A 20,017-nucleotide genomic window follows, 5' to 3' on the forward strand; every position below is an offset into this window, starting at 1 on the left:
ATGCTGATATTTGTCGTTAGTTTGGCCAACAACTACAGAATAGACAATATGACATTCAAAGAATTTCTTAAACAAAAAAAAGGGATTGACACAAGCAATGTTGACCCAATGGATTTTATGGATGAGTACTATGACGAATACACAGAGTATCTGTCAAATGTAAAGGATGGCTGCGGTCCACAAGAATAGGCTCTACCTTAGCGGATAATAAGGGTCGTAATATGGATAATGGTAATAGGGATAGAAGGGGTAATAGGGGTAATATGGGTTGTATAGCTGATAAGGCCACCATGGTGAAGGCCAATATCTTATTTCTGGTTGAGGTTCAAACACGCGCATCTGCAATGGTTCCAGAACCGGATAGGCATAATCCCGTTCCCCAATCTTCTGTAAACTTATACCTTTGATTATGCCGGCAACGATTATCTCTTTTCCTTCTTTATATAAAAATGTGTCCAGATATGATGAACTCTCTGCAAGGAATCTACCCTGGGAGAGTTCTTTGTCAGTCACCCTATCGCTTATATCTAAAGGGGTTTGAAGCGCTTCAATAACTGTTTTATCTGCAAGATTTTTTGATGATATAATTATGCCGCCCCAGATGACTGTTTTACCCTTGAAGGCATCAGGGTTTGCCTGAACCATAGGCAGGGTTATTGTTCGGTCAGCTTCGCGCCTTATATCTTTGGATATGACAGAGCAGCCTGCTATAAAGAAAGCAGTCAGTAAGCAGTGAGCAGCAAGCAGAAGAATGGATAAAATCTTGGATTTCACATTTACATTCTAACTCATAAGGAGAAATTGTCAAATGGAAGTTATAACCGCCTCAGGTGGAGAAATAGAAGCAAAAAGGCTTGCACCTTATGCAATGGCCAGCAAAAATTCTAAAGGCCGCAAGCACAAGGAAGACGAGCACCCTTTCAGAACAGCATTTCAGAGAGACAGGGACAGGATTATCCACTGCAATGCATTTCGCAGGCTGGAATATAAAACCCAGGTCTTTATCTACCATGAAGGAGACCATTACAGAACCCGCCTGACGCACACAATAGAGGTGAGCCAGATAGCCCGAACCGTTGCAAGGACGTTAAATTTAAATGAAGACCTATCAGAGGCAATTGCGCTTGCCCATGACCTGGGCCATCCGCCGTTTGGGCACACAGGCGAGGATGTTTTAAACCGGCTTATGAAGGGCCGCGGCGGTTTTGAGCATAACCTGCATAGTTTAAGGATTGCAGAGCATCTTGAAAGAAGGTATCCCGGGTTCAGGGGTTTGAACCTGACATGGGAGGTAAGGGAAGGGATTGTAAAACACTGTTCTGAACATGACAGGCCGGATGCGCTGAAGGAATACGCGCCTGAAAAGGCCCCATGCCTTGAGGCGCAGATAGTTGATGCGGCGGATGAGATAGCATACAACAATCATGATATAGACGACGGCCTGTCTTCAGATATGCTTGATGCTGCGCAGCTCAAAGATGTAGAACTATGGCAGGAAAATTATGAGAGGATAAAAAATAAATTTCATAGAGAAGGATTTAAGGTTCACAAATCCCAGACAATAATCCAGATAATAAACCAGCAGGTTACTGATTTAATTACCCAGATATTAAATGAGATAGAACAAAGAAAGATAGGCTCTGTTGAAGATGTCAGGGTTGTCGGCGAATCAATTGCAATATTTTCCCCTGATATGAATAAAAAAAACACAGAGTTAAAGAAATTCCTCAAAAAGAATCTCTACAATCACCACAGGGTAATAAGAATGTCAGATAAGGCAGGCCGCCTGCTGAAGGCGCTCTTTAAGGTTTATTCGGATGAACCGCAGCTTCTGCCCCCGCATGTGTATGCTGCGATGGAGGACACCGGCAAGGAAAGGCTTATATGCGACTACATAGCCGGCATGACAGACAGGTTTGCGCTTGATGAATATAAAAAACTCTTTGATCCGTATGAGAGGGTATGAAAGGCAATAAAGTGGTGCCCAAGGAGGGAATTGAACCCCCGACACGAGGATTTTCAGTCCTCTGCTCTACCGACTGAGCTACCTGGGCATTAACTAACAACTGATATGAATTATCAGCCGCTGTTTTTATACATACATTATAAGATAATTTATAAAAGCTATTCTTGTCAAGGTTTTTTTGTGTTGACAAAAAAATAATGGGGTGTTACTTTTTAAAAAATAAAAATTCAATGGGGCTGTAGCTCAGTTGGGAGAGCGCAAGGCTGGCAGTCTTGAGGTCAGGGGTTCGATCCCCCTCAGCTCCACCATTATTTTTAAGGATTGTGCATAATTTCACAATCCTTTTTTCATTTAAAAATGGCAAAAAAAGTAATTATAATAGGCGGCGGCGCTGCCGGCATAATAGCGGCAGGAAGGGCTGCGGAGCTTGGCGCAGATGTGGCTCTACTTGAGAAGATGCCGCAATTGGGCATAAAAATTTCCATCACCGGCAAGGGGAGGTGTAACTTAACCAGCGGAGAAGAGATGGACAAGTTCATAGAGGCATTCGGCTCTACAGGAAAATTTCTTATCAATGCCTTTGCAAAATTCTTCAGCGAAGACCTCATTGATTTTTTTGAATCCATCGGTATAAAGACAGTGCAGGAAAGGAGCAAACGGATATTCCCTTTATCAGGAAGCGCAAAGGATATTGTTAAAGCACTCGTAATATATCTCAATAAGCAGGGCGTAAAGATAAATACCAATACTGCTGTAAAGGAAATACTTACTCAAGACAATAAGGTTATTGGTGTTGATACCAATAAGGGTATTTTTCACGGAGATGCCGTAATACTTGCTACAGGCGGAGCATCGTATCCGCAGACAGGCTCAACAGGAGACGGCTATGCCATGGCAAAAAAACTGGGGCATACGATTATACCCATAAGGCCGGCGCTTGTGCCTCTTGAGGTTAAAGAGGCTTATGTTAAAGACCTTCAGGGACTGGCCTTAAATAATGTAACTGCATCTGTATGCCTTGATGGAAAGATTATTGCAGAGGCCTTTGGTGAAATGTTATTCACACATTTTGGCCTTTCAGGGCCGATAATCCTTACACTAAGCAAGACTATTGTGGACAGCCTTCCGAAAGGCAAGGTTGAGGTTTCAATCGACCTTAAACCTGCATTATCAAAGGAAAAGCTGGGATTGAGATTTTTACGCGAGATAAAAGAGCATGGCAATAAAAATATTGACAACCTGTTAAAAAACATCTTGCCCCAGAGCATGATACCTGTTTTTATAAAACTTGCGGGCATATCGCATGATAAAAAAGTGCATCAGATTACTCAAAAGGAGCGGACAGAGATAATCAATCTTTTAAAGGACATGAGATTTGCCATAACAAGGCATAGACCATTAGATGAGGCGATTGTTACAGCAGGCGGCGTATCAATAAAAGAGATAGACCCAAAGACAATGGAGTCAAAGATAATTAAAAACCTCTTTATCTGCGGAGAGGTTGTGGATGTGGATGCAAAGACAGGCGGATACAATCTTCAGGCTGCGTTTTCAACAGGATGGGCTGCTGGCGCAGCCGCTGCGATATGCAAAATATAAAAGACCTCACCTTAACAGAGATTGAACAATGCCTAACCTCCCTTGGAGAAAAATCTTATAAGGCATTACAGGTTTTTGTATGGGTGTTCAATAGAGGCGTCAGTTCTTTTGGCGATATGACAGACCTGTCAAAGGAATTAAGAGGAAAACTCAAAGAAAATTTCTACATAAACCAGCCAAAGGTTTTTGCGTCAGAAAAATCTAAAGACGGGACAATAAAACTCCTCATTGAATTGGAAGATAAAAATTTCATTGAATGTGTCCTGATACCTGAAGAAGACAGGCTTACACTCTGCATTTCCAGTCAGGCGGGATGCTCTTTGGATTGCGGTTTTTGCATGACAGGCAAAGGCGGGTTCATAAGAAATCTTAAATCGTCTGAGATGGTTGACCAGGTCTTTGCGGCACAGGGTATTGTTTCTGTTGATCAGAGAATTACTAATCTTGTGCTTATGGGCATGGGAGAGCCGCTCTTAAACTATGATGAAGTTTTAAAATTTCTGAATATAGCTACTCATCAGAAAGGCCTCGGCTTTGCGCCAAGAAGGGTAACAGTTTCAACCTCTGGTATTGTCCCAATGATAGAAAGACTCGGCAAAGAAACAAAGGTAAACCTTGCAATATCCATTAATGCAACAACGGATGAGGTGAGAAGCCGTTTAATGCCGATAAATAAAAAATATCCGTTAAAAGCCCTGCTCGATACCTGTAAAAAATATCCTGCGGCAAGAAACAGGCACATAACCGTTGAATATGTATTGATAGAGGGCGTTAACGACTCAATGGAAGACGCAAAAAGGCTTGTACGGCTATTAAAGGGTATAAGATGCAAGATAAATCTTATACCCTTTAACCCATTTGCCGGCGCAGAGTTTAAAAGACCGTCTGATAAGGCAATATCAATCTTTCATAAGATTCTTCTGGATAATAATTATACCTCTATTGTAAGGGCAAGCAAGGGACAGGATATAAGCGCGGCATGCGGCCAGTTGAATGGAAAGTTGAAGGAAAAGATTTGAATCTTCCCTTGACATTGTTGCAATGTTTAGCAATAATGCAACTATGAAACAGCTTTTTTCTCTCCATGCAGAAGTCTGCAAAACGCTGGCAAATCCCAAAAGGCTGGAGATTATCTATGCCTTGAAAGACGGCGAACTCTCGGTCGGCGAGCTTGTCAAAAGACTCGGTATCCCCAAGGCAAATGTATCGCAGCACCTTGCCATCCTTAGACAGCGAAGGGTTGTGGCCTCCAGAAGGGAAGGGGTAAATATATACTGCCGTATATCTAATCCCAAGATAGTTAAGGCATGCGGCCTTATGCGGGAGTTTCTGATGGAGCAACTCAACGAAGCTGGAAAGATGGTAAAAATGGCAAGGGGAGTATAATAGGAGGGTGCGATGGAAGATGTCATCAGAAACATTTTGCAAAGGGCAAAGAGGATTGCCGTGGTCGGCCTTTCACCGAAAAAGGACAGGCCGAGTTACCGGGTTGCAGAATATCTCATGGCCAACGGCTACGAAATCATACCGGTCAATCCCAATTGCGCGGAGGTCTTCGGTAAAAAATGTTACCGGAGTCTTACGGATGTGCCGGGAGATGTGGATGTAGTGGATATATTTAGAAAGCCGGAGGAAGTGCCTCCTGTTGTTGACGACGCCATAAGTATTAGGGCAGGTGTAGTCTGGATGCAAGAAGGGATTGTCAATGAAGAGGCTGCAAGAAAGGCAAAAAATGCGGGATTGGATGTGGTCATGGACAGGTGCATGTTGAAAGAACACAGGAGACTTTTAAAGGGAGGTTAAGGGTTGTAAAGAAATGGTTAAAAACTGAAAGGGGCAAGTATAATGTCACAGATTGATGTCAATCAGATAATTGAGACACAACGGCAGGATTGGAATCGTGTTGCGCAGGCATGGGAAAAATGGGATCAGCTTCTGGAGCGAAACCTGGCATTTGTAAATTATCGGTTGATTGGAGATGCGCGGCTTCGCTTTGGCCACCATGTTATGGATATTGGCTGTGGAACAGGGTACCCTGCGCTTTTGGCAGCGCAGGCAGTAGGAAGCGCAGGAAGGGTCACGGGGATAGATTTAGCCGGGGAGATGCTGGAGGTTGCCAGACGCAAAGCCCAAACCCTCGACATTACAAACATCACCTTCCAAATAGCAGACGCAACAATCCTCCCATTTGAAGCAGATTCCTATGATGCAGTAATCAGCAGATTCTGCCTGATGTTTCTTCCGGATGTTTCTAAAGCAATGAGCGGGATTGCCCGTCTTTTAAAACCAAGGGGATATTTTGCAGCAGCAGTCTGGTCATCGGCTGATAAAAACCCTTTCCTTAAAATCCCTATGGATGCGCTCAGGAAATTTATTGAGCTTTCTCCGCCTGATCCGGAGCAGCCAGGACTTTTTCGTCTGGCCAAAACAGGAGAATTATTGGGAATTGCCGAACAAGCTGGGCTTCAGGGGTTGGCCGACGAGGAAATGACAGGAGAAGCGTCTTTTGAATCTGCGGATGAATATCTTGCAAGCCTTATGGACATGGCTGCGCCTCTCCAAGGGCTTTTTAATAAATTATCCCAGCCTCAGAGGGATGAGGCGCGGATAGAGATTAAGCGCACAGCAGATAAATACAAAAAAGGCGATAAAATTTTTCTTCCGATAGCGGTCCGGATAGTAGTTGCAAAAAAGCCATAAAGGCTGGGATATTGGAAATAGGGGGATGAGGAATATTATGTAGCAGGAGATACTATGGCAAAGATAATAATCATTGGCGCACCAACAGGCGGGCTTTCTGCTGCGTATGAGATAAAGGAGGGCGGTCAGGTAATGGTATTTTAATGAGCAAACTTTCTCCAACAGAATATGACGCATGGTACGAAACTCCGCTTGGCAGTCTGTGCGACAGGTTGGAAAAAGAAGCGATATTTGCGCTCTTTAAACCAAAGGGGCTTGTTTTAGATGTTGGCTGCGGCACAGGAAATTACACGTTGGAGATTGCAAGGCGCGGCGCAAAGGCTGTGGGTATTGATTTGTCGTTTGATATGGCCATTTTTGCAAAGACTCAGGCTGAAAGAGAAGGATTGAAGATGCATTTTGTTGTCGGAAGGATTGAGGCTATGCCGTTTAAGAAAGATGTCTTTGATGGTGTTTTAGGGGTGACAGCGCTCTGTTTTATATCCAATGCCGAAACAGCGATTGTTGAGATAAACAGGGTTATGAAAAAAGGCGGATTGGTTATTTTAGGGGAGCTTAATAGATTTAGCTACTGGGCATTATTACGGAGGATGGAGGGTTTATTTAAGAAATCAAGCTACAGAGGAGCAAGATTTTTCAGTTTGAAAAGAGCGCAAGGGCTTCTGCAGGAGTCTAGCTTCATAGATTTAAAATGGTCATCATGCATCTATTTCCCTCCGATAAACTTGCAGTTTTTTTTAAATCGTTACAAATTTTTTGAAGCTATAGGCAAGTTATTGTTTCCAAAAAGCAGCGCATTTATTGCGATAAGAGGGAGGAAATAATGGATTGGAAAATAATTGTCATAATCGCCCTTGTAATTATTATTGCGGCAAAATTCTGGAAACCCGGCGGTACTTGAAAAACTCCTCAAAAGTAACCGGTTCGGCTGCTGAAATATAAAAAAACTCACTATGATTGAAAAGGCTATAAGAAAATTAGTCATATTCTCAATAGACCATCCTAAAACCATAATCGGTCTTTTGCTGGCAATCACCATTATCTTTGCCATACAGTTTCCAAAAATCAAGATAGACACAGACCCTGAAAACATGCTTGAGATAGGCCAGCCTGACAGGGTCTTTTATTCTGAAGTAAAAAAGGATTTTGGCATCCATGATTTTATTGTCCTCGGAATTACAGATGAGCAGGGCATATTCCAGCCCGATACACTAACAAGGATTGAGCAAATCATTTCAGAGATATTAAAGATTAAAGGCGTAATAACCAAAGATGTAATAAGCCTAACCACCACTGACAATATAAAATCTAAAGATGATATTCTGGACATAAAACCAGCAGTTCACAAAATCCCTCAAACAAAAGAAGAATCGGATAACCTGCAAAAGGACATTGCAAACAATCCATTCCTCCATGAAAAGATTGTTTCGAAAGACGGCAAGGCAACTGCCATCTACATACCCATACAAAGAAAAGACATGAGTTATCAAATCGGCAAAGAGATAGAAACTATCCTTAAAAACAATCTTAAGCCGACCCAGAGATATTACCTTGCAGGACTCCCGATTGCAGAGGATACATTCGGTTATGAGATGTTCAAGCAAATGGCAATGGCAGCGCCTCTTGCAGGCATCGGGATTATGCTTATCCTTTACCTTACGCTTCGTAAAGTAAGTTTTATATTTATCCCGATGATGGATGCAATGCTTTCTATAATATGGGCAATGGGCGCTTTAATTGGTCTCGGGTTTACTGTTCATATTATGAGTTCCATGATTCCTATATTCCTGATGCCAATTGCCATCTTAAATGATGTCCATGTCTTAAGCGAATTTGTTGACCGTTATCCTCATATAAAGGATAAGCGCAAAACCCTTTTAGCTACAATGGAGGAACTATACATACCATCTTTTTATGCCCCTCTTACAACAGCAATAGGTTTTGCCTCCTTAGCCCTTGCCCATATACCGCCTGTGCAGGTATTTGGAATATTCACAGCATTTGGCATTATACTGGCATGGCTCTTTTCAATGACAGCAGCGCCGGCTCTCATCATGTTGATGAAGGAAGAACATATTGCAAAGGCATTTAGCCATGAAAGAAAACACCTGCGGCAGAAAAAACTTTTAAATGTCATAGGCAATTTTGCATGGAATAAAAGCAATTTTATAATTATAGCATTTGCTGCGCTATTTCTTATAAGCGTCTACGGCATCTCTAAAATCAATGTCAATGACAATCCAGTCAGATGGTTCAAATACGGGCATCCTTTGCGTGAGGCAGATAATTTAATGAATAAACTCTTTGGCGGAACATATATGGCATATCTTGTTGTTGAAGGAAACAGAAATGAAATTATCAAACAGCCGGAGGTAATGAGTTATATTGACCGATTGCAGAAATTTCTTGAAAAAGACCTGTCAGTTGGCAAATTGGTTGGAAAGACATCATCAGTTGCAGACATTGTAAAAAGGATAAATTTTGTTCTAAATAATGAAGACCAAAGATATGATGCTGTGCCTCAAACTTCTTTAGCCATCGGTCAGATGCTGTTTTTATTTCAATCATCCGGCGACCCAAATGACCTTGACAATTTTCTGGATATTGATGGAAAAAGGGCGAATATATGGGTTCAGATGAAGGGCGGGGACAATCAGCAGATGGCTCATGTTGAAGATGCGGTTAATAAATTTATAAAAGACAATCCACTCCCTGAAGGGATTAGTCTTCAATGGTCAGGTCTCACTTATATAAACAAGGTCTGGCAGACAATAATGGTTAAAGGCATGCTCTTTGCTGTAACAGACAGTTTCATACTTATATTTATTTTAATAGCCTTTGAAATAAGGTCAATCATGGCAGGTTTTTTAGCAATGCTTCCTATAACCTTATCAATCCTTGCATCTTACGGCATCCTTGGTCTTGCAGGCAAAGACTATGACATGCCGATCGCAGTCTGCGCAGCGCTGGCTTTAGGTTTAGGAGATGACCTTGCTATCCACTTTTTCCACCGCATCAAACATTATTACAATGCGACAGGGAATATAAATGAATCAATTGCCCGCTATTTTCAGGAGCCTGCAATGGCAAGTTTCAGGATGTCCATTGTCATTGCTGTGGGATTTTCGCCGTTACTCTTTTCATCCCTCACCCCATATATTACAGTCGGGAGTTTCTTTGCATTACTTATGTTCTTTGCTGCTGCAGTTACCTTGTTTTTACTCCCAGCATTAACTCATCTATTGGGACATAGATTTTTAAAAAGGAGGTAATTTATGAAGATAAGATTTGTGGTCATATGTTTGATAATATCTTTTCTGCCATCCATTGCATTTGCTATTGATGCAGCGGAGATTATGAAAAAATCCCAACTTGCGTTTTTATATCCGGGCAAGGATATGAAGATAAGGGTTTACATGAAACTCATAAGTCAGGACGGCAAGGAGCGGGTGCGGGAGATGACCATGCTCCGCAAAAACTATCAGGAAGGCGGAGACCAGAAATATTTTATCTATTTTTATCAGCCCGCCGATGTCCGGGACATGACATTCATGGTTTATAAATATACTGATCGGGATGACGACAGATGGATATTCATGCCTGCCCTTAATATGGCGAGGAGGATTGCCGCCAATGACAGGAGGAGTAGTTTTGTTGGCTCAGACTTTACATACGAGGATGTTTCAGGGAGAGATATAGAAGATGATAATCATGAATTCATAAAAATAGAAGAAGTTGCTGGCAGCCCGTGTGCTCAGAAGGAATGTTATAAGATAAAGAGCGCCCCAAAGGAGGAGAAAAGCGCTGACTTTAGTTACAAGCTTTCATGGATAGATAAGGTGAGTCTTCTGCCGTTGAAAGAAGCGTATTATGACAAACGCGGAGAGCTTTACAAGGTTTTTACAGCCGATGAGGTAAAAGATGTTCAGGGCTTTCCTGTTATTACAAAGAGGACAATGAATGACACAAAAACAGGCCACAGGACAGAGGTGGAATTTAAGAAGGTGGAATTCAATGTTGGGCTGGATGATGATGTGTTTACAGAAAGGTATCTGAAAAAACCGCTTAAGAAGTGGATAGAGTAAAAAAGGAGGATGTCATGGCAAAGATAATAATCATAGGCGCTTCAACAGGCGGACTGCCTGCTGCATACGAAATGAAAAAGATGCTTGGCAGCTGGCACGAGGTCATTGTCATCTCTGATACTGAGATTTTCCATTTTGTCCCTTCCAATCCCTGGGTTGCGGTGGGCTGGAGGGCAAGAAAGGACACAGCCTTTTCTTTAAAGCCTTATCTGGAAAAGAAGGGCATTGGTTTAATTGCAGAGGCAGCACAGAAGATTGACCCGCAACAAAAGCAGGTAACAACTATCAAGGGGACTGTAATTTCATACGATTATCTTGTCATAGCCACAGGGCCTAAACTTGCATTTGATGAAGTGGAAGGATTAGGGCCAGAAAGGAATACCGTATCCGTCTGCACCATAGACCATGCAGAAAAGGCGTACGAGACATATCAGAAATTTATTAAAGAGCCGGGACCAATTGTTGTGGGCGCTGTGCAGGGGGCATCGTGCTTCGGTCCTGCGTATGAGGTTGCCTTTATTTTAGATACTGACCTGCGGAGAAGAAAGATCCGTAAAAAGGTCCCCATAACTTTTGTGACATCAGAGCCGTACATAGGCCATCTTGGGCTGAGCGGTGTAGGTGATTCAAAGGGCATGCTGGAGCATGAATTCCGCGAGAGGCATATAAACTGGCATACCAATGCAAAGGTAAAAAGGATTGAGCAGGGGAAGATGGTGGTTGATATCGTGAACGAAGGAGAGAAGGATATCCCATTCAAATATTGCATGATGATACCGGCTTTCAAAGGTGTGGATGCTGTGAGCAGTGTTGAAGGGCTTTGCAATCCAAGAGGCTTTGTCATTGTTGATGCCTATCAGCGGTCTCCTAAATATCCGGACATCTATGCTGTTGGCGTGTGCATAGCCATTGCGCCGGAGCCAACCCCTGTGCCCACAGGCGTGCCAAAGACAGCCTATATGATAGAGAGTATGGTAACAGCATCAGCCCATAATATAAAATCATCTATTGAGGGTAACCCTGTTTCCGCAAAGGCAACATGGAATGCGATATGCCTTGCTGATATGGGGGATACAGGCATAGCCTTTGTGGCAATGCCCCAGATACCGCCACGAAACGTTACATGGGCAAAGAAAGGGAAATGGGTGCATCTGGCAAAGGTTGCCTTTGAAAGATATTTTATACGAAAGATGAAAAAGGGCGTGAGCGAGCCGTTCTATGAGAAGGCGATTTTAAATGCAATGGGGATTAAAAAATTAGAATAACCGCCAAGATAAGTGGTGAGTGGTCAGTGTTGAGTGCTTATGGCGAGAATTAAGAATTATGAATTAAGAATTACGAATTTGTTAACAGGTGTCATACTGTTTTCACTGCTTACTGTTCACTGGGCACTGTCCACTGCCTCTTATGCCGCCGAACTCCACGGTTTTCTGCAGGGCAACTATTCCTACAGGACATCCGATACACACTGCTATGGTGCAGCCCCATGTGACAAATATTGGCTTTTGATAGAGGAGAGGGCGCAGATAAGCCCGTTGTATGAAGATCCTTCCGGCACATTTACGGCAAAGGCAAAGCTGGATTTCTTTCATGATGCTGCTGTGGACAGTGATTTTGACATGGATGTCAGGGAGGCATATTTTACCCTGCAGGGAGGCTCATCTGACGCAAAAATCGGGAGGCAGATTATTACATGGGGTCTTGGCGACCTTGTATTTATAAACGATGTTTTCCCAAAGGACTGGACTGCATTCATAATCGGCAGGCCGATAGAGTATTTTAAAAAAGGCATAGATGGCGCTAAATTCGGGTTATATGGCGAGGCGGTCAATGGAGAGCTGATAATCATCCCAACATTTGAACCGGATACGCTCCCTGATTCCAGGAGACTTTTATACTTTGACCCATTGCCGCAGGTAACAAACAGAGATATTAAGGAGCCTGCTGAAAAGCCTTCCAATACAGAGATTGCACTCAGGCTTTACCGCTCCATATACGAGTTTGACACATCCCTTTATTTTTACAAGGGCTATTACAGGACACCTTCCAGCCCAAAGGACTCCACCCTTACAAAGGTAAATCATTTTTATCCTGAACTTAAGGTCTATGGCGCATCTACACAGGGCGCAGCATTTGGAGGGGTTTTAAGCCTTGAGGCAGGATATTATCATTCCCAGGACAATGCGGGCTCTGACCCTGAGATAGAAAATTCCCAGGTAAGGTATCTTGCAGGCTTTCAAAAGGCATTTGCAGGCGATTTCACAGCGAGCGTCCAGTATTATGTGGAGAGAATGATGAATTATGAAGAATACACAAAGACACTTGATTCAAGCTTTCCAAGAACAGACCGGACAAGGGAATTGTATTCCATAAGGCTTGCACAGCTTTTACATTATCAGACAATAAGGCTTTCTCTATTCACCTTTTATAGTCCGACGGATAAAGATTACTTTGTAAACCCAGAGATAAAATACAATATTACTGATAATCTCTGGACAAACCTTGGGGCGAACCTTTTTGGCGGTGAACAGTCAAGCACATCCCTGGGCCAGTTCAGGCACGATGATAATGTTTACTGGAATATAAGGTATGAGTTTTAATATTCCCACCATTACCGTCACAGACTGATTATCTCAAATTCCCGCCTTTCTACCCCTTCTCTACTCCGCTCAAACCACGGCTCCTTTTCCCTCTGGAGCGCAAAAAAAGGCGCCTTGAGTTTTAAGAGACCCAAGGCGCCTTTGCCTTATACTTTAACACCACATCACTGCAGCGTTTTTTACTGCTTACTGCTATACCGACCTTATCCTTTCCTCACCACCTGATATATGATAAGCCTCAACCCCGTGTTCACCTATGTCAAGACCCATGGTTTCCTCCTCTTCGCTTACCCTAAGGCCGAAGAGCGCCTTTATAACATACCAAGCGATAAGGCTGATGATGAAGGTAAATGCCCCTATACCGACGATACCCACTATCTGCGCAAAGAACAACTTTGTCCCGCCAAATAAAAGCCCATTCCCTGTCGTACCCGGCATAAACCTGTCTTCTGCAAAGAGTCCGAGCGCAAATGTGCCAAACACCCCGTTAACAAGATGGACAGACAGCGCACCCACAGGGTCGTCCAACTGTAACTTGTCAAACATGATTACAGCAAGGACAACCAGGACACCTGCTATAAGGCCTATAATCAGGGAGCTTGGCACGCTCACAAAGGCACAAGGGGCAGTTATAGCCACAAGACCAGCCAAGGTACCGTTTAATATCATGGAAAGATCAGGTTTGCCCAGCATAAGCCATGCTGTAAGTGTGGCGGCCAAGGTAGCGGCTGCTGCTGCCGTATTGGTAGTTAGGGCTATTCTGGCAATGGCATCCGCATCGGCAGCCATTGTGGAACCTGGATTGAATCCGAACCAGCCCAGCCACAGGATGAGCGCACCCAATGTTGCCGTGGACATATTATGAGCGGGTATTGGATTCACCTTCCCGTCCTTTCCATATTTCCCAATCCTCGCTCCCAGAACGATTACACCTGCTAAAGCTGCCCAACCGCCTATAGAATGAACTACTGTAGAACCTGCAAAATCAAACATCCCAATCTTTGCCAGCCAGCCGCCGCCCCATATCCAGTGACCGCCTATAGGATAGACGATACCTACTATTATGAAGGAGAAGACAATGAAGCTTAAAAATTTTATCCTCTCTGCCACTGCGCCCGATACTATGGTTGCTGCTGTCCCTGCAAATACCAGTTGGAAGAAGAACTTGGCAAAAAGCGGAACGCCTGTCCAGTTCATGGCAGAATATACACCCTTATATGCATCCCCTGTTGTAGGGCTGTTATCCGTCCCGCCCAGGAAAAGGAGCCCCTTTATCCCAAAGAAGGCATTTCCGTCGCCAAACATTAGCCCCCAGCCTATGATATAAAAGGCTATGGAGGCTATCGCAAAGACAACGAAGTTCTTTGCAAGTATATTCACGGTATTTTTTGCTCTGCACAGCCCTGATTCAACGAGCGCGAACCCCGCGTTCATCCAGAATACGAGGAAGGCTGTGACCAAAACCCATATGGTGTCCATGGCCACCTTGTGTGAGGCCAATATCTCGTCAATACTTGGCGCCTTTTGTGCTGGTTGCGCTGCAACCGCAGGCGCTGCCCCCTGTTCTGTTGCCACAGTGGACTGTGCCTCATCTGCCGCCACTATCGCCGGCATAAAAAGATATGCTGTAAGCATTAGCGCTGTTATTATTTTTTTAAACATCTTTTATATCCTCCTTCTTATAAAAATTTGAAATTCTACAGGGCGTCTTTCCCTCGCTCTCCTGTTCTTATCCTGACGGTCTCTTCTATAGAGGAAACAAATATCTTGCCGTCTCCGATCTTGCCTGTCTTTGCTGCGCCTGTTATTGCCTCCACCACCTTGCCGGCCATCTCCTCTGTTGTTACCACCTCTATCTTTACCTTGGGCAGGAAATCAACCACATATTCAGCGCCTCTGTAGAGTTCTGTATGCCCTTTCTGCCTTCCGAAACCCTTTACCTCAGTAACGGTCATACCTTCTATATGAATATCGTTCAAAGCTTTTTTGACCTCGTCAAGTTTAAAAGGTTTTATTATCGCCTCAATCTTTTTCATTGGATTTCACCTCCATAAGAACTTCGGTTCTTCAAAAAATAAGCTCACATTCCCATCGGACATCATTGCCCGGTCTATTCCTTTGATTTAGAACATATATACAAGACCTAATACGACACGGCTCTGGCTGTCTTCTATAAATTTGCCATCTTTATCCTCATATATTTTATCGTCCGACATATCCGTTCGATATTCCAGTCTGGTTAAAAGACTTCCTGCAATGGTCCTCTCGGCAGTCAGAGTGATTTCCTGAATCTTGTTTCCGTCTGGTGTTGTGCCAGCAAACATAACATTATTTTTGTCATCCGCTATTTCATACCGGAGGGCCAGTGTATAGGGATCCTGCTTCCATTTGGCATAAGCTGCGATGCCAGAATATTTCTGTGATGTACCTGTCAGGGAATCCTGTGTTCCATAATTATAATCAACCATGAATGATAGGGAATCAGTGGCATTATAACTGACAATTGCCTCATAGACCTGGCGGTTATTAGCTGAACCCACAAAATCCTCCGGCCCGATCCAACTCAGGATGATTGGAAGTTGTGGGATAGGGGTAATCCCTACCTGTAGGCCATAGGTCTTGTTTCCATTATTCTCAGTAACATTGTTCCAACCATTGTAAATATAACCATTAACGAAGAGTTTGTCGGAAATAGGGTAATTCGCTCTTAAACCTGCATGATAGTAAGGTATAGCGCAGCAAAACAGGAGCCCCCGTGTATAGTTCCAGTTATCTTTAGACTCGATAACCTCGGCACCCATGTGGGTGACGAATTTTCCATAATCGAGATTTAACTTGAAAGGAGATGCCCAGCTCACATAGACCTGCTGCAGATGTCTAAATGTACTCTCGGCAGTGGATACAGTATCGCAGTTAGTTGCTCCGCAGTGAACAAAATCTGTGGCAGGGCCAAAATCCAGATCTATCCTAAAACCTACCGGATCGGATGTCTTGGATATTACTAACTCAGCCAGGTTAAGGCTAAATGTATTATGCTCGAAATCAAAATTCGTGGTGGATGGATTAGATGTACTTGTGTTGCGTCTGCTGTTGGGATTGTTAAGGTTGTAACTATAATACATATCCACAAATCCTGATATCTCTACCCCCTTTTCAGCCGCACTTACTTCATAGAGAGTCCGATGGGGCTTTGCAATAGGCTCATCAGCCGCACCGCTATCTGAGACCGAGTAGGTCACAGACAATAAAGCTAATATCAACACCCATAATCCTTTTTTCATGTTCTTTTTCCTCCTTTGTGTTTTTTTAAGTTGTATCTTCAATTATTATGTCTGCAATACTTGTGCCAATATATTTGGCTGATATTACTGTGTATTTCTCAGCCATTCGGGGCTTTCTATTATGGAAACTGCTTAACTTTTAACCACCAATGCCTATCTATCAATCACGGCATGGGCATACTATGGAATATTCCTTGTCCCGAAAATACCGTTTATACCCCATCCCCACCCTGACCCTCCCCTTGAAGGGGAGGGAGGAAAAGCTTTCCTCTCCCTCAGAAGAGGATTCCCTACTTTGTCTCCTCTCCCTCAGGGAGAGGATTAAGGTGAGGGTGGGTTAGATTTTCATGCCCCTTGCTGCGAGATAAGCGCTCATGTGTGTTTCACCAGATTGAAAAATCTCGAGAAGATTACCTCGCCGTATCTATGGACGGTCTCTATGTGATTAGCCGTTTCCTTGATGATATTCTTTGGATTTATGTATGCATTTACAGAGGCCAATTCTCTATCGTTTAGAGCAATCCAGTTTTTTATCATATCTTCTGTCACCTCAAGATGAAACTGAAGGCCATACGCATTCTTACCGACTTTTATTATTTGATTGGGAAACAATTCTGAAGACGCAAGGCATTTACTGGGGACAGATTTTAAATCTGTCCCCAAATCAAATGTGTCACCGTGCCACTGAAAAACCGTAAACTCATCAGGCAGGCCGATGAAAATACTGTCCCTTTTACCCTCATCACTCAACTTTATCTTATACCAGCCAATTTCCTTCTTTTTCCCCTTGTATACATCCGCTCCTGCTGCCTTTGCCAGTATCTGCGCGCCAAGGCATATGCCAAGTATTGGCGTATCATCTTTAATGGCGCTTTTTATAAGCGTAATCTCGTCTCTTATAAATGGATAAATATCCTCTTCGTATACGCCCATTGGCCCGCCGAATATTATGAGTCCATTGTAGCCTTCAAGGCTTCTTGGTATCTTGTCGTTTTTAAAAATCCTTATCAAATCGGTTTGGATTCCTCTCTGTTTTACAGCCTTATTTATTATCCCCAATCCCTCACTTTCTACATGCTGGAGAACGAGAACCCTTGACATTACCTTCCCCCTTCCAATGCAGCAATCAGTATCTCCGCAATCTCTTTCATTGGCCTTCTTTTGTCCATACTTAACTTTTGAATGCGTGAAAATGCACCTCTTTCTGACAATCCTTCCTTCTCCATTAAAAGACCCTTCGCCCTTTCTATCACTTTCCTTGCCTCTATTGACTCTTTCAATTCCAGATTTTGTTTGCTCACAATTTGAAATTCCTTGAACCTTGATATGGCAAGTTCAATGGTCGGCAACAGGTCTTCTTCTCGTATCGGCTTTACAAGATATGCCATAACGCCAGCATCAGCAGCCCTCTTTATAGTCTCTTCATCTTTTTTTGCTGTTAAAAGAATTACAGGAGTTGGCTTCAGCTTATTTATTGCCATTGCAGCTTCAATGCCATCCATACCCGGCAGCTTAACATCCATCAATACCGCATCCGGAGATAGTTTCTGCATCAGCTCTACTGCGTCAAGGCCGCTGTCGCCTTCGCCAATAACCTCGCAGCCGATATATGTTAAAAGACCCTTTAATACAAATCTCTGGTCGGCATTATCGTCAATTATGATTACCTTCCTCTTCATCACATTAAATTGCAATGCAATTATAATGCCAAAAGAAGCAGGCAATGGGTAATTGGCTATAGACAATAGGAAAAAACCTATAGCCCATAAATTGTAGCCCATAACCTGTATTTTTTGTGATTTTATATGAAGCGGTGATGGATAAAATTTGGGCAGAATATCAAAAAAATATTATACGAAGATAAACTCTTTAAGAAGACAACCAATTTTCTATTGATAATCCTGGTATCCTTTCAAAATGCTTCGTATTACTCGTAATTAAAACCATACGGTTTGATAACGCAATTGAGGCAATTCTTAAATCAGGCTCTCCAATTGGTGTGCCCTGTTTTTCCAATTCGGCCCTCAACTTACCATAAATATACGCAGATGCCTTATCAAAAGTAAGAATATTAATATTTGGCAAAACTTGTTTTGAAAGTTTTTCTAAAAAATGGTCTGCGCTTAAACCCTTTTTACAAGCCCCATATACCATTTCACCAACATTTATTGCAGTTGTAAATTGTTGTTCAGGGGGAACTTCGGCGATTTTACTGACAAGTAAAGACGGTGGATTTTTTTTTATAATATGACTTATAGTATCTGTATCAAATAAAAACATGTTTATAAGGCCACGCTACGGTCAAACGCTTTTTCCCTTTTCCTATATATATCTTCTACAAATTCATCAATACCATCATAATCTTCCCATGCGCCAATAGCAGCTAAAAGACCGCCTTTAAGCTCAATTTTAAGTTCCGTAGTTTGTATAAACAGCACATTTATCGCATCTATTTTGATATAAGTAGGGCTTACTATAAATTCTCCATATAAAGGCTCAGCCGTAAAGTAAGCTTTATTATCTATCAAATCCACCTCTGCTGCTGATGTAAAATTCATTGTCATTCACCCCTTTCTAACCAACCCTGATAAGTTGTACTTATATTTATCTGTGGTAACGGATGCGCTGGTATTTTTATCAATTGTAAATGAGATTCAAAAATACTTGTATTACCAACACTTTCAATTAACGCCCTTCGTGATATATAATCAATTTTATCCTTTTCCCCAAGAATTTTCAATGGTTCAAAAGGTTTGGTAATTTCCAATATATTATCATATGCATTAGTTATGGTGTTCACTAAATCCTCTAAATCTTTCGAAGCATATTCTATAATATTGCCAAAACATAGAAGCTCTTTCGCCTCTTTTCTATTAATAAAATGATTATGGAAATAGAGTTTTTCAGTCAAATGTTCAACTATGCCGCTTATCTGTTTTCTCTTATTCCTTCCACTTAAATGTAACTTTAAGAGGTTCTCAGATATTCTTCTTATTAAGAAATGAGTTCTGTTTACAGAACCCAATATGTGGGCCGGAATATCATTAACTAAGCTTTTTAGAATTTCTGCTAAAGAAGCCTGTTCTTTTATACCAATTTTTTCTTTGGCTAAATTTATAAAACCAATTACATCCTCTACTTCTAATTTTATCTTTTTACCATCTTTAGTTACAAATTCTCCACTAGGGTCTACAGAACTCAATTGACTAAAAGGTGTCATAACAATTTTGTTTGCACCCAATGCGATAAGGGTAGCTGCACTTAATGCTTTATCAAGGACTATAATTTCAAACTCTTCACAATACTCTCTGATAAGATTTACTAAAGGCCACGGGGTATCAATATTCCCCCCTGTACTTTTAATACATAATGAAATTCTTTTTACCTTTCCTATCCCTTTTAGTTGACTATAGAATAAAGGCAAAACATCTAAGGCAATCGATGCAGAACAAAACTGTGGCGGTTGTCTATCGCTGGTAATATAAACGATTACCTTGGATTCTCTTTCCCCTTCAAGTTTTTGAAGAAGTGCTATTCTTTCCTGTCTTTGCATAATAGTTATTAAAAATATCCCTTAAACTTAAATACAAGGTTCTCTGAACAGTTATATGAGAAGCCTCCCAAAGATAGCATTACAATATTTCTCTGTCAAGGTCTATTGATGCCTGTGTCATTTAAAAATTAAAAGTGCACTGGTTTAAAGATTAAAAGTGCACTATTGTGTCTTTTTCAGGATTTTCTCACATCTATCAAGCCAAGGAGGATAAAATGGGCAAACACTTACGA

Annotated in this window: 21 protein-coding genes and 2 tRNA genes; 13 read left to right on the forward strand and 10 right to left on the reverse strand. The window is 42.2% G+C overall.

What is annotated here, in order from left to right; translation table 11 throughout:
• On the forward strand, positions 1 to 189 hold the full coding sequence (locus tag Q8P28_06025; protein ID MDP2682350.1) for a hypothetical protein: 189 nt from the start codon (positions 1 to 3) through the stop codon (positions 187 to 189).
• A gap of 3 nt (positions 190 to 192) precedes the next feature.
• Here Q8P28_06025 and Q8P28_06030 read toward each other — a convergent pair whose 3' ends face one another.
• Positions 193 to 774, reverse strand: a complete 582-nt coding sequence (locus tag Q8P28_06030; GenBank protein ID MDP2682351.1) for a Slp family lipoprotein — start codon at positions 772 to 774, stop codon at positions 193 to 195.
• Between the two features lie 34 nt (positions 775 to 808).
• Here Q8P28_06030 and Q8P28_06035 point away from each other — a divergent pair, with 34 nt between their 5' ends.
• Positions 809 to 1,966, forward strand: coding sequence for a deoxyguanosinetriphosphate triphosphohydrolase (locus tag Q8P28_06035; GenBank protein MDP2682352.1), 1,158 nt, complete (start codon positions 809 to 811; stop codon positions 1,964 to 1,966).
• Positions 1,967 to 1,978: 12 nt separating this feature from the next.
• On the opposite strand, the gene Q8P28_06040 is transcribed toward Q8P28_06035, so the two are convergent.
• A tRNA-Phe gene (locus Q8P28_06040) sits at positions 1,979 to 2,054 on the reverse strand.
• Positions 2,055 to 2,198: 144 nt separating this feature from the next.
• Here Q8P28_06040 and Q8P28_06045 point away from each other — a divergent pair.
• From Q8P28_06045 to Q8P28_06095, 11 genes are all read left to right on the forward strand, one after another.
• Positions 2,199 to 2,274 (forward strand) — tRNA-Ala (locus Q8P28_06045).
• A gap of 49 nt (positions 2,275 to 2,323) precedes the next feature.
• Positions 2,324 to 3,565, forward strand: coding sequence for an NAD(P)/FAD-dependent oxidoreductase (locus tag Q8P28_06050; GenBank protein ID MDP2682353.1), 1,242 nt, complete (start codon positions 2,324 to 2,326; stop codon positions 3,563 to 3,565).
• On the forward strand, positions 3,553 to 4,584 hold the full coding sequence (gene rlmN / locus Q8P28_06055) for a 23S rRNA (adenine(2503)-C(2))-methyltransferase RlmN (GenBank protein ID MDP2682354.1): 1,032 nt from the start codon (positions 3,553 to 3,555) through the stop codon (positions 4,582 to 4,584). The genes Q8P28_06050 and rlmN overlap by 13 nt, the downstream gene beginning before the upstream one ends.
• Positions 4,585 to 4,627: 43 nt before the next feature.
• Positions 4,628 to 4,951 (forward strand): metalloregulator ArsR/SmtB family transcription factor, encoded by a 324-nt coding sequence (locus tag Q8P28_06060; protein ID MDP2682355.1) that lies wholly within the window; start codon positions 4,628 to 4,630, stop codon positions 4,949 to 4,951.
• 12 nt (positions 4,952 to 4,963) lie between these two features.
• Positions 4,964 to 5,368 (forward strand): CoA-binding protein, encoded by a 405-nt coding sequence (locus Q8P28_06065; protein ID MDP2682356.1) that lies wholly within the window; start codon positions 4,964 to 4,966, stop codon positions 5,366 to 5,368.
• 42 nt (positions 5,369 to 5,410) lie between these two features.
• Positions 5,411 to 6,265: a methyltransferase domain-containing protein gene (locus tag Q8P28_06070; GenBank protein MDP2682357.1), complete on the forward strand. Its 855-nt coding sequence runs from the start codon at positions 5,411 to 5,413 to the stop codon at positions 6,263 to 6,265.
• 143 nt (positions 6,266 to 6,408) lie between these two features.
• Positions 6,409 to 7,089 carry a class I SAM-dependent methyltransferase gene (locus Q8P28_06075; GenBank protein ID MDP2682358.1) on the forward strand — a complete coding sequence of 227 codons (681 nt, stop codon included), beginning with the start codon at positions 6,409 to 6,411 and terminating at the stop codon, positions 7,087 to 7,089.
• Positions 7,090 to 7,218: 129 nt separating this feature from the next.
• On the forward strand, positions 7,219 to 9,537 hold the full coding sequence (locus tag Q8P28_06080; protein ID MDP2682359.1) for an MMPL family transporter: 2,319 nt from the start codon (positions 7,219 to 7,221) through the stop codon (positions 9,535 to 9,537).
• 3 nt (positions 9,538 to 9,540) lie between these two features.
• On the forward strand, positions 9,541 to 10,350 hold the full coding sequence (locus tag Q8P28_06085) for an outer membrane lipoprotein-sorting protein (GenBank protein MDP2682360.1): 810 nt from the start codon (positions 9,541 to 9,543) through the stop codon (positions 10,348 to 10,350).
• Positions 10,351 to 10,364: 14 nt separating this feature from the next.
• Positions 10,365 to 11,615, forward strand: a complete 1,251-nt coding sequence (locus Q8P28_06090) for an FAD-dependent oxidoreductase (GenBank protein ID MDP2682361.1) — start codon at positions 10,365 to 10,367, stop codon at positions 11,613 to 11,615.
• A gap of 39 nt (positions 11,616 to 11,654) precedes the next feature.
• On the forward strand, positions 11,655 to 12,950 hold the full coding sequence (locus Q8P28_06095; GenBank protein MDP2682362.1) for a hypothetical protein: 1,296 nt from the start codon (positions 11,655 to 11,657) through the stop codon (positions 12,948 to 12,950).
• Positions 12,951 to 13,142: 192 nt separating this feature from the next.
• Here the strand turns inward: Q8P28_06095 and amt are convergent, their stop codons facing one another.
• From amt to Q8P28_06135, 8 genes are all read right to left on the reverse strand, one after another.
• Positions 13,143 to 14,429 carry an ammonium transporter gene (gene amt, locus Q8P28_06100; protein ID MDP2682363.1) on the reverse strand — a complete coding sequence of 429 codons (1,287 nt, stop codon included), beginning with the start codon at positions 14,427 to 14,429 and terminating at the stop codon, positions 13,143 to 13,145.
• Between the two features lie 218 nt (positions 14,430 to 14,647).
• The gene (locus Q8P28_06105) at positions 14,648 to 14,986 is read right to left on the reverse strand and encodes a P-II family nitrogen regulator (GenBank protein ID MDP2682364.1); all 339 of its coding nucleotides are present in this window, start codon (positions 14,984 to 14,986) and stop codon (positions 14,648 to 14,650) included.
• 87 nt (positions 14,987 to 15,073) lie between these two features.
• Positions 15,074 to 16,231 (reverse strand): porin, encoded by a 1,158-nt coding sequence (locus tag Q8P28_06110; GenBank protein MDP2682365.1) that lies wholly within the window; start codon positions 16,229 to 16,231, stop codon positions 15,074 to 15,076.
• Positions 16,232 to 16,603: 372 nt separating this feature from the next.
• Positions 16,604 to 17,332, reverse strand: coding sequence for a type 1 glutamine amidotransferase (locus tag Q8P28_06115; protein MDP2682366.1), 729 nt, complete (start codon positions 17,330 to 17,332; stop codon positions 16,604 to 16,606).
• Positions 17,332 to 17,910 (reverse strand): response regulator, encoded by a 579-nt coding sequence (locus tag Q8P28_06120; GenBank protein MDP2682367.1) that lies wholly within the window; start codon positions 17,908 to 17,910, stop codon positions 17,332 to 17,334. The genes Q8P28_06115 and Q8P28_06120 overlap by 1 nt, the downstream gene beginning before the upstream one ends.
• Before the next feature lie 190 nt (positions 17,911 to 18,100).
• The gene (locus Q8P28_06125; protein ID MDP2682368.1) at positions 18,101 to 18,511 is read right to left on the reverse strand and encodes a type II toxin-antitoxin system VapC family toxin; all 411 of its coding nucleotides are present in this window, start codon (positions 18,509 to 18,511) and stop codon (positions 18,101 to 18,103) included.
• Positions 18,512 to 18,513: 2 nt separating this feature from the next.
• Positions 18,514 to 18,789 (reverse strand): hypothetical protein, encoded by a 276-nt coding sequence (locus Q8P28_06130; GenBank protein MDP2682369.1) that lies wholly within the window; start codon positions 18,787 to 18,789, stop codon positions 18,514 to 18,516.
• A gap of 2 nt (positions 18,790 to 18,791) precedes the next feature.
• Entirely contained in the window at positions 18,792 to 19,784 is a 993-nt protein-coding gene (locus Q8P28_06135) for a hypothetical protein (GenBank protein MDP2682370.1), read from the reverse strand.
• Between the last annotated feature and the right edge of the window lie 233 nt (positions 19,785 to 20,017).

The organism is Deltaproteobacteria bacterium, assembly GCA_030690165.1.
GTDB lineage: Bacteria > Desulfobacterota > GWC2-55-46 > UBA9637 > UBA9637 > JACRNJ01.